At 58.1% G+C, this 14610-nt stretch carries 14 protein-coding genes; 7 read left to right on the top strand and 7 right to left on the bottom strand.

Features of this window, described 5'->3' with window-relative positions:
- Positions 1 to 25 precede the first annotated feature (25 nt).
- On the bottom strand, positions 26 to 931 hold the full coding sequence (locus LVW35_RS10530) for a LysR family transcriptional regulator (RefSeq protein ID WP_233895333.1): 906 nt from the start codon (positions 929 to 931) through the stop codon (positions 26 to 28).
- A gap of 122 nt (positions 932 to 1053) precedes the next feature.
- Here LVW35_RS10530 and LVW35_RS10525 point away from each other — a divergent pair, with 122 nt between their 5' ends.
- Positions 1054 to 1494 carry a GFA family protein gene (locus LVW35_RS10525; protein ID WP_233895332.1) on the top strand — a complete coding sequence of 147 codons (441 nt, stop codon included), beginning with the start codon at positions 1054 to 1056 and terminating at the stop codon, positions 1492 to 1494.
- A 59-nt stretch (positions 1495 to 1553) separates the two neighbouring features.
- On the opposite strand, the gene LVW35_RS10520 is transcribed toward LVW35_RS10525, so the two are convergent.
- From LVW35_RS10520 to LVW35_RS10510, 3 genes are all read right to left on the bottom strand, one after another.
- A complete protein-coding gene (locus LVW35_RS10520; RefSeq protein WP_233895331.1) occupies positions 1554 to 1961 on the bottom strand; it encodes a DUF2000 domain-containing protein in 408 nt (135 codons plus the stop codon).
- Between the two features lie 33 nt (positions 1962 to 1994).
- Complete coding sequence (locus LVW35_RS10515; protein WP_233895330.1) at positions 1995 to 2750, bottom strand: SDR family oxidoreductase; 756 nt, start codon at positions 2748 to 2750, stop codon at positions 1995 to 1997.
- 63 nt (positions 2751 to 2813) lie between these two features.
- A complete protein-coding gene (locus tag LVW35_RS10510; protein WP_233895329.1) occupies positions 2814 to 3683 on the bottom strand; it encodes an SDR family oxidoreductase in 870 nt (289 codons plus the stop codon).
- Positions 3684 to 3884: 201 nt separating this feature from the next.
- On the opposite strand from LVW35_RS10510, the gene LVW35_RS10505 reads away from it, so the two are divergent.
- Positions 3885 to 4778: a LysR family transcriptional regulator gene (locus LVW35_RS10505; RefSeq protein ID WP_233895328.1), complete on the top strand. Its 894-nt coding sequence runs from the start codon at positions 3885 to 3887 to the stop codon at positions 4776 to 4778.
- Positions 4779 to 5110: 332 nt separating this feature from the next.
- Here the strand turns inward: LVW35_RS10505 and LVW35_RS10500 are convergent, their stop codons facing one another.
- On the bottom strand, positions 5111 to 6334 hold the full coding sequence (locus LVW35_RS10500) for an MFS transporter (RefSeq protein ID WP_233895327.1): 1224 nt from the start codon (positions 6332 to 6334) through the stop codon (positions 5111 to 5113).
- Between the two features lie 59 nt (positions 6335 to 6393).
- Positions 6394 to 7068 (bottom strand): RraA family protein, encoded by a 675-nt coding sequence (locus LVW35_RS10495; RefSeq protein WP_233895325.1) that lies wholly within the window; start codon positions 7066 to 7068, stop codon positions 6394 to 6396.
- A 243-nt stretch (positions 7069 to 7311) separates the two neighbouring features.
- On the opposite strand from LVW35_RS10495, the gene LVW35_RS10490 reads away from it, so the two are divergent.
- The 3 genes from LVW35_RS10490 (at position 7312) to LVW35_RS10480 (ending at position 10717) form a co-directional block, all read left to right on the top strand.
- On the top strand, positions 7312 to 8304 hold the full coding sequence (locus LVW35_RS10490; RefSeq protein WP_233895323.1) for a hydroxyacid dehydrogenase: 993 nt from the start codon (positions 7312 to 7314) through the stop codon (positions 8302 to 8304).
- Between the two features lie 79 nt (positions 8305 to 8383).
- Positions 8384 to 9712, top strand: coding sequence for an MFS transporter (locus LVW35_RS10485; protein ID WP_233895321.1), 1329 nt, complete (start codon positions 8384 to 8386; stop codon positions 9710 to 9712).
- A gap of 87 nt (positions 9713 to 9799) precedes the next feature.
- Positions 9800 to 10717: an amidohydrolase family protein gene (locus tag LVW35_RS10480; protein WP_233895319.1), complete on the top strand. Its 918-nt coding sequence runs from the start codon at positions 9800 to 9802 to the stop codon at positions 10715 to 10717.
- On the opposite strand, the gene LVW35_RS10475 is transcribed toward LVW35_RS10480, so the two are convergent.
- The gene (locus LVW35_RS10475; RefSeq protein WP_233895318.1) at positions 10700 to 11431 is read right to left on the bottom strand and encodes an IclR family transcriptional regulator; all 732 of its coding nucleotides are present in this window, start codon (positions 11429 to 11431) and stop codon (positions 10700 to 10702) included. The genes LVW35_RS10480 and LVW35_RS10475 overlap by 18 nt on opposite strands.
- A gap of 601 nt (positions 11432 to 12032) precedes the next feature.
- Here LVW35_RS10475 and LVW35_RS10470 point away from each other — a divergent pair.
- Both LVW35_RS10470 and LVW35_RS10465 read left to right on the top strand, forming a co-directional pair.
- Positions 12033 to 12953 carry an SMP-30/gluconolactonase/LRE family protein gene (locus LVW35_RS10470; RefSeq protein ID WP_233895316.1) on the top strand — a complete coding sequence of 307 codons (921 nt, stop codon included), beginning with the start codon at positions 12033 to 12035 and terminating at the stop codon, positions 12951 to 12953.
- Between the two features lie 44 nt (positions 12954 to 12997).
- Positions 12998 to 14347 carry an MFS transporter gene (locus LVW35_RS10465; protein ID WP_233895315.1) on the top strand — a complete coding sequence of 450 codons (1350 nt, stop codon included), beginning with the start codon at positions 12998 to 13000 and terminating at the stop codon, positions 14345 to 14347.
- Positions 14348 to 14610: the final 263 nt, after the last annotated feature.

The following is a 14610-nucleotide window of genomic DNA, read 5'->3' as shown; positions in this document are numbered from 1 at the left end:
CTTTCAGTTCGGGCTTGGCGGGCACTCAACTATCCAGCCAGGCATCGGTTAAGAACTCTGACAGCGATTGCGAAAGTGCATCAAATACCAGCGAGACACGTCGCACCCGCTTCAAGTCTTGGTGCATCGCGACCCAGACGTCCACCGGGAAGTCCACCTGCTCGGGCAGCACGCGCACCAGGTCATGACGGCGCGCCAGTTGGCTCGAGCACACGCCGATGCCCAGCCCTGCGCGCAGTGCTGCGAACTGGGCCAGGTGATCGTCGCTGCGAAACACTGCGTGCTCCCCTGTACAGGCAAAACCTTGTTGTGCCAGGAACGCCTGCTCCGCCAGGTTGCGGTCCGGACCGATGACCGGATATTCGCTTAATTCATTTGCGCATCGCGGCCGGCCTCGGTACTCGAGCAACCCCGCCGTCGCATACAGACCCACGCGCAAATCACCCACATGCCGAGTGACAACGGAGGCCTCGACCGGCCGACGAATGCGTACGGCCACATCTGCCTCCTGCAATGCCAGGTCTTCCAGGCGATTCGACACGCTCAGTTCGAGCGCCAACTGGGGCTGGGCGGCGCGGATCTCGCGCAGCATTGAAGGGAGCACTTCCACGCCCAGCAACTGGTTGCTAGTGACCCTCACTGTACCGCCAGGCACATTGGCCTGCGCGGACGCCGCACGAGCGAACGCTTCGGCGGCCAATGCCATCGATTGCGCATGGCCAATCAACTCTCGGGCGGTGTCCGTGGGCATCAATCCCGCTGGCGAACGCACGAACAAACTCGTTCCCACGCTGCCCTCCAGTGCGTCGATACGTCGTCTGGCGGTGGCTTGGGCAATGCCCAGCGCTCGTGCCGCCGCGGACAGGCTTCCGGTTCGAAGAACAGCCAGGAAGACCCGCTGGGTTTCCCATTGAAGTGGCGGGAGGTTCATACATTTCCTGCGAGCGGGTAGAAAGGTTTGATCAATTTTAATCAGGCGCAAACTTGTGCATGCTTTACCCGTATTGGTGCGCTGCATCAATCATTCAGTCGCCCAAACACGAGATTTCACGCATGAAAATTGCCGGTGGTTGCCGTTGCGGCGCCGTTTCCTATCGTTCTATCAGCGACGTACAGGTCGCCATCTATGCATGTCATTGCCAGTTTTGCCAAATCTGGAGCGGCAGCAGCTTTGCGCTGCATGCGATGCTGCCCAAGGACGCTTTTGTCCTGGAGGGGGCGACTGTCGAATATAGCTATCAGGACCAAAGGCAGGTCGCGCATCACCATCTGTGCGCGAGCTGTCATACGCGCATCTACAACACCACTTCGGCAGCGCCTGGACTTTGGATTCTTCGTGCGGGCACGCTCGACGACCGCGCCGCCTTGAGCCCTGTCGCGCACATTTGGGTCAAGCACAAACAGCCGTGGCTGAGCTTGCCTGCCACTCTCGCAACCTGGCCGGAAAGCCCCACTCCCGAGGCATTCGCGGCAGCGTTGGGCGCAGGCGATTGAAGAATCATCGGCGGTTGGATCGGTTTAAGTTTCAACTGCGCGACTGGGTCTCAACCCTGTCACGCATGAAGCAATAAGCCCTTGGTCGCTTTTTCCACAGCCTTCTTTGGTCCTCGAATACCTATCCCCACCAGGTTCAGATGTTGGGGGTCTTCTGCGAGAAATGCCTCACGGTTCGCTTCATCATGGCCGGTTGAAAACATGGCAAACACATACGGCACAACCGTGATATCACGCGCCAATGCGATGCGATGGGCAGCCTGGATCCCCACCAGATCGGCTTCGAATATGAGCATCGGCTGCCCCAGCATCTTTCCATAGACGTGGCCATTGGCATCGACATAAGTGTCGCCAATGGCCTCGGGAGCCGCCGAAGCAATGCCGCTTGCAAGAAACGCGACGACGTTCAAGCGCTGCCAGATCTGCAAGTCATTGCGGACGATAATTGCGACTTTGGTATCGAACATTGGCTGCTCCTTTCTGTTTTTTCTGAGCCCTATCTAAGCGACTGATGATTGCTCTTTCATCAACTCGACGGCGTCTTCGCCGGCTGCGATGCGCATCGGCGCGCTTGGATCAACGGCTGCACGCCATACTGCCTCGGCGACGTCCTGGGCGTGCGTCACTACGGTGGAGGTTGACCATTGGGCAAATACTTGCTGCGCCAGGCCCTCATAGGCGGGTGGAATACTGTGCTGCATGCGAGGCTGCGCCTTTTTAGCGAAGTCAGTCCCAGGCGCACGTCCCGGCAAGACCAGCCTGGCCCGTATACCGAACGGCTCGAGCTCCAGCGCCAGGGATTCGGTGAACGCATTCACGGCCGCCTTGGTTGCGGTGTAAACGCTGAGCAGGGGTAACGACATCAGCGTCACAGTGGACGTTACGTTGACGATCACCCCGGCTTTGCGCTCGCGAAACTGCGGCAGCACGGCCTGGATCATGGCGATGGTGCCCAATGTATTGGTTTCGAAAAGCTCGCGGGCCGTGTGCATCGGGGTACCTTCGACGGCGCCCAACAGGCCGATCCCGGCATTGTTAACCAGCACATCGATCGGCCCTGCGGCGTCTATCGCCTGCTCAATGCTGGCCGGGTCGGTCACATCCAGCACCAGCACACGCAGGTGCTCGGAAGCCGTCAAAACGCGCTCGTCGAGGCTGCGCATGGTTGCGATAACTTTCCAGCCTTGTTCGAGGAAATAGTTGGCGGTGGTCAGGCCGAAGCCCGAAGAGCAGCCGGTAATCAATACAGTTTTCATGTAAGTGGTCCCATAGGTTGCCTGGGGTGCAGGGCAATGTATGACCGCCCTGCCCGTTCTTATTCAGATCGCGCCTGCCAGTCGGGTAGCAAAGTCACGATAGCTATGCAGGTCGCGTCCAAGGATCCTGGTCAGGCGCTCGACATCGCCAGCCTCGGGGATCATTCCGTCGCTGACATAACGCTCGGCCATCAGGCGCATTTCGTAGGCCATCCACTTGGGCATGAAATTGGCCACGGTCTGCTCAAAGCCGCTCGGGTCGTCACCGCCGTAATTGACCGGGCGTCCCAGCACCTCGGTCCAGATCGCGGCGATATCGGAACCGGTCAGCGTATCGGGGCCTACCAGGTTGATGGTTTCGAGCGCCAGCTTGCCCGGCGCCCGGTCGCGGCGTACCAGCTCGATGGCCGCCACTTCGGCGATGTCACGGGCGTCGACCATGGCGATGCCCTTGCCGCCGATTGGCATCGGGTAGACGCCGTAGTCGAACATGGCATCCTTGACCATCACTTCGTTGTCGATGAAGTAGGCCGGGCGCAGGATCGTGGCACTGAAGCCCATCTGCTCGATCATTCGCTCGGCGCCCGACTTGACCGCGAAGTGCGGCACATTCACGAAACGGTCGGCATGCAGCACCGAGAGGTACACAACCCGTTCCACGCCCGACTCTCGAGCGATGTTCAGCGCCAACAGCGCCTGGGTAAATTCGTCTGCGGCCACTGCATTGAGTAGGAAGAAGCTGGAAACACCTTTGAACGCGCGGCGCAGCGAGTCGATGTCCAGCATTTCACCCTGTACAACCTCCACTTGCTCAGGAAAATCAGCCTTCGAGGGATCCCGAACGAGGACGCGTACGTCCGCATGGCGTTTGAGGAGTTGCTCAACAACTTGACTGCCAACTCGGCCGGTTGCGCCAGTAACGAGGATGGTCATGGTAGTTCTCCGTAGTGATTTGAATGACAGCCTCACTATCTCTGTTTACAAAACACCGCGATAGTCGTCAGATTTGGACAGCGCGTTCCACTTGTGGAACAGTCCGAAACACGTCTTTATCATTCTGGACAGCGGGATAAACGGCTAGAACGTTTGTGCAATGCCCGCAGCCATGCACGCCACCACCTCATAGGTGAAACCATGGATCTACTTGCGCTTGCCGATTTCAATCTTGTTGCCCGCCATGGGGGGATTGGCCGTGCCGCACGTGCCAGCGGACGCCCGAAGGCGACATTGTCACGCCGCGTGGCGGAGTTGGAGCGCAGCCTTGAACTGCGCCTGTTCGAACGCGGCACGCGAACACTCAAGCTCACCGAGGAAGGGCGAGTACTGTTCGACAGAACTGCGGCGCTGTTGACTGAACTGGACGAGAGCGTGGCCGCCATTGCTTCAGGTGGGGAGCGCCCACGGGGCACGCTTCGAATCAGTGCGCCACTCTTTTTCGCCCAGGCGGCAATGGGCAAGCTCGCTGCGGGGTTTGCCCTCAAATATCCAGAGGTGCGCCTGGAGGTCACCACCGAGGACCGAATCGTAGACATGATTGAGGAGGGTTATGACTTGATCATTCGGGTTAATCCGGCGCCCGATGAGCATTTGATTGGCCGTGTTTTCCTGCGTGACAGACTGGTGGTGGTGGCGAGCCCGGCGCTTGTTCGTCCAGGGGCTGATGCGGCTGTACCGGCTGTGGTTCGAGGCCGCGGCGACCAGGGCCCGGTGTGGGCTATCACCACACCGAGTGGCAAGTCTCAGATAAACGTCGAACCGGTTCTGCGTCTCTCTTCGCTATTCATGGTCCGCGATGCGGTGCGGACAGGGGTTGGGATCGCACGCCTGCCTGTTTCACTGGTAAACCAGGATATTCTCGACGGAAAGTTGGTGCATTGGGGAGATATGGACGCACCGGAAGTTGCGCTGTGGACACTCTATCCATCAAGGCGATTATTGAGCTCACGTGTTTCGGTATTTCTCGACCATTTGAGAGAAGCGTTTCCCACGGGCCGCCCCGAGGAACTGACTGACTTCATCACCCTGTGATTTGTATTGACGTCCCTGCCCGGGCGCTCATCGCCCCTCGGGAGAGGCCAATACATGGGCATAAAACCAGGCGTTGCCACCAGCGCGGTTGTGATTTGGTTCAACGCCTGGGCAATGGACTCATCCGGCCGGCGCCTACGTCATTGCCACGGCTTACGCGCTCAACATTGAACGGGTGAAAGGCCTGGGCGCGGACGAGATGATCGATTACCGCAATCAGGACTTCACAACGCTGCGTGAATCCCGCGACGGCCACGCCGGGGAAAGCCGTACTCTGACGGCTTTTAGGTCGGAAAATGTCCTTCTATTTCAGACCGTCCATAGGGCGCACTTTACCCACGATTGGAAATTTCACGAGCAATAACGATCATTAACAACAATCCACCCGCTAACCCAAGCATCAAAGGCGCCCCCAGTTGAGCCGCAATCAGCCCTGCAAACAGCCCCCCAATGGCCTCGAAGCCGAAGCGCAATGCGATGTAGAACGCGATAACGCGTCCGCGAAGCGCGCTGGGCGCCCCACTTTGCAGTTGCATATTACTGCTCACATTACTCACGGTGATACCAAACCCGAGGACTGCCAAACACAGTAACGCCAACATCAGGTGGATAGGCATAGCCAGCCCAAGCAAGCCTATTGCGCATAACACCGCTCCAGCCAAAATGAAACGCTGCAAGCTCGATGCTGAACCGCTTACGGCCAGCACAATGGTTGCCAGGAAAGCCCCGCCGCCCGCTGCGCCCCACAGCCACCCAAGCGTGCGAGCATCCCCCGCATAAACTGTCTTGGCCAAAATGGGCAGCAATGCGGTGTAGCACGACGCGAGAAGGTTGATGATCACGACACTGACCATCAACCGCCGGACTTCAAGCGTTCTCCAGAGATAACGTACGCCCTCTCGAAACACTTCTCCTGTTGAGCCAGTGGCTCTTGGGCTTGGCGTCACGCGCACTTTCATAAGCCCTATCAACAGACACAGAAACGCCACGGCGGTCAGTAAAAAACAGCCCGCCTCCCCCGCCAAGGCAATCAGGGCACCGGCCAGCGGTGGTCCGATAAAGCGAGCCGCATTGATTAACATGGCGTTAAGTACGAGGGCGTTGGGCAGGTCGGCGGGATCAGGGACAAAGCTTGCGATCAACGCCTGACGAAGCGGAGTCTCTACGGCATTGAGCAACCCGAGCAGCAACGCCATGAGCGCAATGGTCAAGCCGTTCATCCACTGCCCATAGGCGAGAATCGCTAATGCCAGGGACTGCAGAGCGAGGACGGTCTGAACAATAATCAGCAGGCGACGCTTGTCGTGCCTATCCGTCCAGGCTCCTGCCAAAGGGCCAATCAGCAACTGAGGCGCCAGGCTGAGGAAGGTAATGGCGCCGAGCAGCACCGCCGAGCCTGTCAGGTGATAGGTCAACCACGACAACGCGACTTGTTGAACCCACTTGCCCAGGGTGGAAACGGCTTGCCCTGCAAAATAGATTTGAAAATTGCGATGTGCCAGCGCCCTCACGGATGCGGGCCACTGACTACGATGCGTCGTGAGGGGCTCAGGCAAGTCATTGCTCCTGATTGACAATTAACAGTAATGCTCGCCCCGCCCGCATCAATGGCACATTACGGCAGCAGGCAACCTTTTTTCTTCAGCGATTCCAGCACCCAGGTACGGTCGTTGGTGCCCAGAGCAATCTGCTCCATCTGCTTGCTCTCGGCGGCATGCTTGGCGGCCGCACGCCCATAGACTTCGCCGACTTGATCGAATGGCACACACAAGAGGCCGTCATCATCGCCAATAATCAGATCACCGGGCTCAATCACCATACCATCGATCGCAATGGGCACGTTGATCTCACCCGGGCCATCCTTGTAAGGGCCGCGATGTGAAATGCCGGCCGCGAACAAGGGAAAATCATCCGCGCCGATGACTGCCGAATCTCGAATCGCGCCATTGATAACGATACCCGCGACACCGCGCTTGATGGCGTAGGCAACCATCATTTCGCCGATCAAGGCATTGGACAGATCGCCCCCCGCATCGACGACCACCACATCTCCCGGCTCCGCAATATCCAGTGCGTAATGCAGCATGAGGTTGTCGCCCGGACGGGCCTTGACCGTGAGCGCCGGGCCAGCCAGCACACCGGCATGATGCATCGGACGCAGCTTGGCGCCACCGGCGGTCATGCGGTTCATTGAGTCACTGACATTCGCCACTGGAACTTCCCGGTAACGGGCGACCCACTCGGCATCGACCTTGCGCGCACGCTCCAAAACCCTGAATCCGATGCTCATGCGACCCACCTCTATTGACGTTGTTTTATTGAATTTATTCACAATCGTTGGCCAAGCAGCCAACCCTAATTTCAGAATTACATTTCATTTATTTAAAATCAACACTGAATCAATGCTACCAATCAGCACATCGACGCATTTTACTAATCAATATTGCAACGCCATTTCAATATGGTAGTGTTAACCCACCGCAGTGCATCCTCTTGGATCGTCAGCCACAACCATAAAAACAAGGTACCTGTCATGTCCCGAACCATCCTGCTTACCGGGCCCGAACTCGCCGCTGACGCCATGAACCTGGCCGCGAGCCAAGGCGTCAGAGTAATCCCCACAATTCCCTACCTTTCTTCTGAAGAGCTGGAAGCGATAATCCGCGCGGAGCAACCCGATGCAATCATTGTCCGCCAAGGGCAATTGACCCGTGACATGATTGAGGCGTCCTCCAACCTCAAATCCATTGCCAAGCACGGCGTGGGTTACAACACCATTGATATTCAGGCGGCCGCAGACCATGGCATTCCGGTCAGCATCGCCGCCGGCGCCAACGCGCAGTCCGTGGCCGAACTCGCCTTCGCGCTGATGTTCAGCGTGGCGCGCCAGACCGCCTTGCTGGACGCACGCATGCGCGACGGTCACTGGGACAAGTCCTCGGCGAACGGCATTGAATTGTTTGGAAAGACGCTCGGACTGGTTGGCTTGGGCTCGATCGGCAGCATCCTGATGGACCTGGTTGCCCCCTTGAACATGAAGGTAAAGGTCTACGACCCCTACCTGAAGCAGCTACCGCAACGCGCTCACGTGGAGCGCGAGGACGATTTCGATCGACTCCTGGCCGAGAGCGATATCATCAGCCTGCATTGCCCGCTGACCGACTCCAACCACAATCTGATCGGGGCTGCACAGCTGGCGCGCATGCGCCCGGGCAGCATCCTGATCAACACCGCCCGGGGCGAGTTGATCGATACCGGGGCACTGGTCGAGGCATTGAGCGAACGCAAGATAGCCGGCGCCGGCCTGGACACCTTCAATCCGGAGCCGCCCCCTGCCGACAGCCCACTCTGGGGCCTGCCGACACTCGTGGCCACACCCCACATCGGCGCAAATACCTCCGAGGCGCGGGACCGTGTAGGCCTCGTTGCGCTTCAACAGATTTTCGATGTGTGGGCGGGCAAGGCTCTGGATCCTCGCTGCGTTGTCAACCGACACCTATTCGATCTCTGTTCAGCCGTGGAGTGATACCCACTGCCTTCCCTGAAAAACGGGAAGCTCAAAATGAAACGCGACACTCCAGAAAAAATAACAATCGGAGAGCCTCATGACTACAGCAACTTCCCCCATAAGCGAGCTAGAGCGCAGTACGATGCACAGGGTCGCCTGGCGCATCCTGCCCTTTCTGATCATCTGCTATTTGATCGCGATCATTGACCGCGGCAATATCGGCATGGCTTCGCTGCAGATGAACGGAGACCTGGGCCTGACGGCGAAAGTCTTTGGTTTCGCGAGCAGCTTGTTCTTCGTTGCTTATTTTCTCCTCGAAGTACCCAGTAACCTGGCCATGCAAAAATATGGCGCGCGTATCTGGATCGCCAGAATCATGATCACGTGGGGGCTCATCTCCGCGGGCACAGCGTTCGTGCAGGGCGCCCATTCACTTTATGTGATGCGCTTTCTGCTCGGCGCCGCCGAGGCGGGCTTCTTCCCCGGCGTACTCCTTTACCTCACCTACTGGCTGCCCGCCGCTTATCGTGCACGGATGGTCGCGATCTTCATGGTGGCTATTCCCGCCGCCAACTTCATTGGCTCGCCACTGTCCGGCCTGTTGCTCAGCCTGGATGGCTGGATGGGGATGCGCGGGTGGCATTGGTTATTCATTCTGGAAGGCATACCCGCTGTATTGCTGGGGCTTGCCTGCCTGTTCGTGCTGACGGATCGCCCCGAGCAAGCCAAGTGGCTCACTGATGAACAACGCAACTGGCTGGCTAAACGCCTGACTGAAGAAGCCTCGAAAAAAACGGCAATCGGGCATATCTCCTTGTGGAAGCTGCTGCGCCATAAAGACATCTGGGTGCTCGCACTGATTTACTCGGGCGCGTCCGCCGCTGGCAGCACCATGAGTGTATGGGCCCCTCAGTTGCTCAAGACCTTCGGGTTGAGTTCCCTGGAGATTGGCCTGGTGAACGCCATTCCCTATGGTATCGCCTCGGTACTCATGATCGTTTGGGGACGCAGTTCCGATCGCACCGGGGAGCGTCGCTGGCACACGGCAGCGACCATGTTGCTGATCGCAGCCGGGTTGCTCATGACGCTGTTCACCTCCTCGCTGATCGCGACCGTCATTATGCTCACCATGGTTCTGGTCGGCGCATACTCGATGAAAGGCCCATTCTGGGCACTGGTTTCCGGCTGGCTGTCATCCTCCACCGCCGCCGCAGGGCTCGCGGCAGTCGGCGCGATGGCCAACCTGATCGGTGGCGGTCTGATGGTGAATGCCTACGGTGCGATCCATGATGCAACCGGCAGTTATGCCCTGGCGCTCATGCCACTGGCAGCCCTCTGCACATTGGCCGGCGTCATGGTTTTGGTGGTCGGGCGCAAGCGTCAGCGCGAAAAAGCCGAGCTGGGCGCGTCCATGATCGCCAAGTAGTCACTTCTTAATCAAGGCTACGATGCCAGCGCTCCCCTATCGGAGTGCTGGTCTCGCGATGTAAAAATAATAACAAGAGGTTTTGCGATGCTTCTATCTCGTCGCCGCTTTCTGCAAGCAGGCAGTGCACTGGGCGCTGCCGCGTCCATGGGCGCTTTTGCAAACGTTCCTTTCAGCCAAGGGGATGAAAGGCCGAAGCTTACGCCACCGGCCGGCAGCGTGGATTGCCACATGCACCTGTATGACGGCCACTATCCCACTGCACCCAATGCAACCTTGTTCCCGCCCGATGCTTCACTGGAAGATTATCGTCAACTGCAAAAACGCCTTGGCATGAAAAGGATGGTTATCGTAACGCCATCCACGTATGGCACCGACAACCGCATTTTGCTCGATGGATTGCTTCGCAGCCGCGGCGATGCACGTGGGGTCGCGGTTGTCGATGGCTCAATCACCGACAAGGAGTTGGCGAGCCTGCACAGCGCCGGCGTGCGCGGCATACGCTTTAATCTTAGTGTTGGCGGTGCGGCACTTAATGATCTGGAATCGCTTGCCTTGCGCGTGAATGAACTGGGCTGGAACGTTCAGATTGCACCCGGCCCGCTTCTGGTCGATCTGGAGCCAAGGTTGGCAAAGCTTGCGGCAAAGGTGGTCATCGATCACATGGGACATGTGCCACAACCGGAGGGATTGAACTCTGCCGCCTTCGCCTCGATCACCCGGCTGCTGGATAATGAAAAAACCTGGGTCAAACTGTCCGCCCCTTACTTACGCTCAAAGACAGGGGCGCCGATGTATGAAGACGTCGGCAAGGTAGCCAGCGCGCTGATCAAGCATAACGCCGAGCGTATGCTGTGGGGGAGCGACTGGCCCCACCCGACACTTGCAACAGAGCAGAAACCTGATGACGCTAATATCCTGGATCTGCTGGCGTTCTGGGCTCCGGACGCAGGTACACGCGAATTGATTCTGCGCGACAATCCCACCTCACTTTACGGCTTCTGACTCCGCTCCGGCGGTTTGGCCGTCCGCCGGCTTGAGCCCCAGGCTACGCATCAGGTCGCGCGCAGCCTCGAAAAAAACGTCCTTCAGGTTATCGGCGCACTCCTCTGTCAGTCGGCTGGCAGGCCCTGAAATGACAAGCGCGCCCATCAGCTCTTGCTGCCCCCCATAGATCGGCAGCGCGATGGAGGACGCATGCGGATCCGTCGCACCGCGAGAGTAGTAAGGTTTTTCCAGCGCAATACCAACATGAAAAGGCGCTCGCAACGCCTGGGCTCCAGCCGCCTCGTCCATGGGGCGCATATCGCCAGGCTGCATATTCAGGCGCAGGCGATGTGAGGAATTTACCCGGTACTGGCACATCCGATAGGCGCCATGGCGAACATAGAAAGAAACGGTCTCGCCCGTTTGCTCGGAGAGGTACTGCAGACGCGGCATCACATGGCGCTCAAGATCAAGCGACTCCTGATACACAGCGTTGAGTCTCATGACCTCGCTGGCCAATTGATAACGTCCGTCGGTCATCCGCGTGATGTAACCTTGGTTTTCAAGCGAAACCATCAAACGCATGATCGTGCTTTTGATGAGCCCTGTTCGCGCCACCAACTCAACCAGACTCAACGCAGAATCACCGATTCGAAATGCAGACAGAACGGTCAAGACTCGGTCAGCCGAAGCCACACCGTTTACCGCTGGACGCGGCCGCGCCTTTACCATCGAATATTCCTCTATTACTGGGCCCGTTGAAAAACTGTCAGGGCAGGAAAATCCATTATCTTACAACGATAGTCTCCTAGCCATCCCCGTGGCTATTCGGACTGCCACTGCCGGAAGCCGGCGCGAACATTGCCTGCTGGCTTCGCCTCAAGGGCGTGCGCGATATCGTGTGGGGTTGGTCTGGCACTCGTCCTTACGGCGAAAGTTTCCACGAGAACAGCCTTGGGGGTGCATGGCCTCACAGCTGCGTTGATGATCCTGGCAGCCATCCCGCTCGCTGGGTGGCGAAGCCGCGCCGCCAGCTAAAAGCCCGCAAGCGATCGCGGCGCAGCAAACCGACAGCGCAAGGCGATACTGCTTCTTCCGCCAGGAACCGAGCACACGAAAAATTGTATTTTTAAAATGACATTTCTTTTTATAACAAGCCAAAAACAATCCCACGCCAGACACCTATATGAAAATGCACATATAAAACCCTTTTTATGCGGCACATGGATCATCCCCATCATCAAAATTTGCTTTATTTTGAAACGCCATTGCATTATAAAAAACAAATAACAATGTTTGGGCGACCACGCCTATGCCGCCGCCAGGAGCGAAAATGAGCTTTTTTGCCGCCCCACCGACCCTCCAGACCAGCGTATTCACGCGTCTACCGGACCACTTTCGCAACGCGCGGCCAACGGCCTGGGCGAATGCCAACCGCCAAGGTCGAGCGATAGATTCGTTTCTGGAAGGGCCTTCGTTTGATCGAGAGGGTCGCCTGTATGTGACCGACATCCCCAACGGGCGGATCTTCAGGGTTTCCCCTCTCGGTGAATGGGAACTGGTATGCACCTATGACGGCTGGCCGAACGGCCTGAAGATCCATCAGGACGGGCGCATCTTCATCACCGATTACAAGCGCGGGATCATGGTGCTCGATCCGGTCACCGGCGATATTCAGCCATTTCTGGCGTCGGCGGGTTCCGAAGGATTCAAGGGCGTGAATGACCTCGTCTTCGCGCCCAATGGTGACCTGTACTTCACCGATCAGGGCCAGACCGGCCTGCAGGATGCGAGCGGCCGGGTTTACAAACTCGACGTCAATGACAACCTGACTTGCCTGCTCAATACCGTCCCGAGCCCCAACGGCATTGTCTACGACCCTAACCTGAATCACCTGCTGATTGCGGTCACCCGCGCCCAACAGATTTGGCGTATCCCGCTGGGCAACGGCTCGATCATTGGCAAGGTCGGGGTCTTCGCCCAACTGCACGGAGGCCTTGGCGGTCCCGATGGGCTGGCACTTGATGCAGACAGCAATCTCTACATTGCACACACGGGCTTCGGTTCCGTCTGGAAAATGTCAAAAGTGGCAGAACCGCTGCAACGCATCGTTTCCTGCGCGGGCATCAGCAATACCAACCTGGCTTTCGGTGGCGAGGACGGTCGAACGCTGTTCATTGTCGAGTCCGAAACCGGGAGCATTCTGCAAGTCCAAACCGCCACACCCGGGATGCCGATGTACTCCCACACCTGAATCCGCAGTGCAGTTCACACAACAACTATAAGAGATGTGACAACATGACTTACGACAATCCGACCCATTCTGCGCCGCTTGACGACGCCGAGGGTGAGCGCCTGATGCGCCGCATCCTGTGGCGCGTCGTTCCGTTCATTTTCATCTGCTATGTCATCAGCTACCTCGACCGCACAAACGTAGGGTTCGCGGCGATCAGCATGAACAAGGATTTAGGGCTGACCGCAACCATGTTTGGATGGGCCGCCGGCCTGTTCTTCTTTGGCTATTTCATCTTTGAAATCCCCAGCAACCTCCTGATGCAACGCTTTGGCGCGCGGATCTGGATTGCTCGCATCATGATTACCTGGGGTCTCATTTCCATGGCCACGGCGTTCGCTACCGGCCCAATCAGCTTCAGCATTGCACGCTTCCTGCTGGGGGTTGCCGAGGCCGGATTCACGCCGGGGGTTTATCTGTACTTCACCTACTGGTTCCCGGGTAAGTGGCGCGCCAAGGCGACTGCCGCATTCCTGCTCGGCATCCCGGTGGCGAACATCGTCGGTTCGCCACTGTCGGGTTGGTTGCTCGAACAGCACGGCGTTCTTGGGCTGCAGAACTGGCAGCTACTGCTCATTACCGAAGCGTTGCCCGCTGTACTCCTGGGCATCGCGTGCCTGTTTTTGCTGGTAGACACCCCCTTGAAGGCTCGGTGGTTATCGGATCGCGAAAAAACCTGGCTCAACAATCGCCTGTCTGAAGAGCAGAAATCAATTGGCGCCTCCCATGGCAACACGTTGCGGGCAGCCCTGACCAATCCGAAAGTATTCACGCTGGCGGCCATTAACTTCTGCTGCATCGTGGGTTCGGTCGGTATCGGTATCTGGTTGCCGCAAATCGTCAAAAGCCTGGGCATCCCCAGTGGGACCCTGGGGTTTGTCGTCGCCCTGCCCTACATAGTAGGCGCAATCGCTATGACACTCTGGGCGCGACTGGCCAACCAAAGCAGCCACCGGCTGCCCTATGTCGTGAGTGCGTTGGCCATGGCTGCCACAGCCCTCGTGGCAGCGGCGGTGACAGACCACCCCGTACTGAAAATTGCCGCTCTTTGCATTGCGGTGGCCAGTATCCTCTCCTTCCAGGCGACGTTCTGGGCGATCCCGTCCACTTTTCTAACCGGTCGCGCTGCCGCGGGCGGCCTGGCCATGATCGTCTCGATCGGCAACCTGGGTGGTTTTACCGGCCCGTTCATGATCGGCTTGATCAAGGACTCTACCCATAGTTACTCCATGCCATTCTTTGCGGTAGCAGCCATCCTCCTGACAGGCATGTGCCTGATGGTGTGGTTGGGAGACCCTGCTCGCAAAAAGCAAATCGACGCCAGCAGGCTAGCGGGTGACCGGAGATTAGGGTAACGCTCCCTCTATTTGGCCACTCAGGGTTGGCCCTTTGAGGTCTTTCACAGCAGGACTTAAGTGGGCGGCGCCTGGAGTACCGCGTGACCTGCGGCGCAACGCTTCGTGCCAAGTGGCTACGATGGAGGTCATTCTGCTAAGGACGGCCGGAATAGAGCAGACAGCTCGTAGCGATATGAATAATTGCCCGCGGGAATAGAAGTCGAATGCGGGAGATGTCAACCGAGGGGCATTCCCGCAGGGCATACTTCCTATGCTGGCCA

The sequence above is a fragment of the Pseudomonas sp. HN11 genome, from assembly GCF_021390155.1.
GTDB lineage: Bacteria > Pseudomonadota > Gammaproteobacteria > Pseudomonadales > Pseudomonadaceae > Aquipseudomonas.
Note: the sequence above shows the minus strand (reverse complement) of the source record. Positions and strands in the feature narration are given on the sequence as shown.

Coding starts and splice junctions, on each gene's coding strand:
- LVW35_RS10530 (WP_233895333.1), bottom strand. CDS start 931: ATGAACCTCCCGCCACTTCAATGGGAAACCCAGCGGGTCTTCCTGGCT.
- LVW35_RS10525 (WP_233895332.1), top strand. CDS start 1,054: ATGAAAATTGCCGGTGGTTGCCGTTGCGGCGCCGTTTCCTATCGTTCT.
- LVW35_RS10520 (WP_233895331.1), bottom strand. CDS start 1,961: ATGTTCGATACCAAAGTCGCAATTATCGTCCGCAATGACTTGCAGATC.
- LVW35_RS10515 (WP_233895330.1), bottom strand. CDS start 2,750: ATGAAAACTGTATTGATTACCGGCTGCTCTTCGGGCTTCGGCCTGACC.
- LVW35_RS10510 (WP_233895329.1), bottom strand. CDS start 3,683: ATGACCATCCTCGTTACTGGCGCAACCGGCCGAGTTGGCAGTCAAGTT.
- LVW35_RS10505 (WP_233895328.1), top strand. CDS start 3,885: ATGGATCTACTTGCGCTTGCCGATTTCAATCTTGTTGCCCGCCATGGG.
- LVW35_RS10495 (WP_233895325.1), bottom strand. CDS start 7,068: ATGAGCATCGGATTCAGGGTTTTGGAGCGTGCGCGCAAGGTCGATGCC.
- LVW35_RS10490 (WP_233895323.1), top strand. CDS start 7,312: ATGTCCCGAACCATCCTGCTTACCGGGCCCGAACTCGCCGCTGACGCC.
- LVW35_RS10485 (WP_233895321.1), top strand. CDS start 8,384: ATGACTACAGCAACTTCCCCCATAAGCGAGCTAGAGCGCAGTACGATG.
- LVW35_RS10480 (WP_233895319.1), top strand. CDS start 9,800: ATGCTTCTATCTCGTCGCCGCTTTCTGCAAGCAGGCAGTGCACTGGGC.
- LVW35_RS10475 (WP_233895318.1), bottom strand. CDS start 11,431: ATGGTAAAGGCGCGGCCGCGTCCAGCGGTAAACGGTGTGGCTTCGGCT.
- LVW35_RS10470 (WP_233895316.1), top strand. CDS start 12,033: ATGAGCTTTTTTGCCGCCCCACCGACCCTCCAGACCAGCGTATTCACG.
- LVW35_RS10465 (WP_233895315.1), top strand. CDS start 12,998: ATGACTTACGACAATCCGACCCATTCTGCGCCGCTTGACGACGCCGAG.